Origin of the sequence: Haloarcula amylolytica JCM 13557 (genome assembly GCF_000336615.1) — an archaeon.
GTDB classification, from domain to species: domain Archaea; phylum Halobacteriota; class Halobacteria; order Halobacteriales; family Haloarculaceae; genus Haloarcula; species Haloarcula amylolytica.
On record NZ_AOLW01000081.1, the window covers coordinates 1 to 479 of the forward strand.

A 479-nucleotide genomic window follows, 5' to 3' on the forward strand; every position below is an offset into this window, starting at 1 on the left:
GGCGAATCGACCCTTCCCAGGCTCGGTTTCACCCGGCCTGGTGCATCTGTCGTCGTATCACATCCGAACGCCGTCCCACATTTAAGGGGACGGATTCGTCGGTGATACGAAGTACGGACCCGTCGGGAGTTGCACCCGACATCCCGATGAGGGGATATCCGCCTCGGATAGGTCTTTGTGAGCCCAGCGGGCCCATGCAGTAGTCGGCGCTTGCCGACTCGCGGTGACTTGTGGTCNTGAGGGGATATCCGCCTCGGATAGGTCTTTGTGAGCCCAGCGGGCCCATGCAGTAGTCGGCGCTTGCCGACTCGCGGTGACTTGTGGTCACCAGTCAATGTAGGTGGGTCAGGCCAGAGGCCTGATCCCGGTCAGTAGGAGGTGATCCAGCCGCAGATTCCTCTACGGCTACCTTGTTACGACTTAAGCCCCCTTGCGGAGCCCAGATTCGACCGTCGCATGACGGCCTCATCCGGACCCCA

At 61.3% G+C, this 479-nt stretch carries 1 rRNA gene; it reads right to left on the reverse strand.

Features of this window, described 5'->3' with window-relative positions:
• Positions 1-373: 373 nt before the first annotated feature.
• A 16S ribosomal RNA gene (locus tag C442_RS20700) occupies positions 374-479 on the reverse strand; the annotation flags it as partial.